The following is a 777-nucleotide window of genomic DNA, read 5'->3' on the forward strand; positions in this document are numbered from 1 at the left end:
ATGACCTTCACTCCTACCCAAAAAGAGCTCTTTAACAAAAATATTGAAGCTTTAGGTAATATTCTTTTAAAAGAAAGTTTAAAAGAAATCAAGTCTAGCAAATTTGAACTTATCTTAGGTAAAGATAATCTTGATATCAATCTAAAAGATACGAATGATAATACTTTTCTTTATGAAAATGTTATAAATGAATTAAACTCTATGCTAAATACTTACAATGACAAATACCTACTTTATCCTGTATTGTATTTTTATGGTTTTGGAAATGGAATTTTATTTAAAGCTTTATTACAAAATAAAAATCATCAACATATTGTTGTTTTTGAAAAAGATATAGAGATCATTTGGATGATGTTTCATATCTTAGATTTTTCAAATGAATTACAAAATTCAAGATTGATGATTTTAGAAACTAGTTCTTTAGATATAGAATTTTTTTCTAATTTTTGTTCTAACAAACCTTTCTTTCAATTTTCTAGAATTTATTTTTTAGAACTGATGAGTAATTATTATGAAAAATTTCATGAGGATGTTTTGGAGTTAAATAAAAAGCTAGTGCAGCATTTTAAAGATTCTATTATTTCTCATGGTAATGATTCACTTGATGCCCTTCAAGGCATAGAACAATTTGTTTATAATCTTCCTCAAATGATCACTCATCCTAGTTATACAGAATTACTTTCTAAAAGAAAGAATTTAAGTGATACAGCTATTATTGTTTCTACAGGACCAAGTTTAACCAAACAATTACCTTTATTAAAAAAGTATGCTAATAAA

Annotated in this window: 1 protein-coding gene; it reads left to right on the plus strand. The window is 24.7% G+C overall.

Annotated elements, in window-relative coordinates:
- On the plus strand, positions 1 to 777 hold a 777-nt coding region (locus AJ930_RS00710; protein ID WP_148122801.1), incomplete at both ends, for a 6-hydroxymethylpterin diphosphokinase MptE-like protein.

This window comes from Campylobacter sp. BCW_6871, from assembly GCF_001762325.1.
Taxonomy (GTDB): domain Bacteria; phylum Campylobacterota; class Campylobacteria; order Campylobacterales; family Campylobacteraceae; genus Campylobacter_D; species Campylobacter_D jejuni.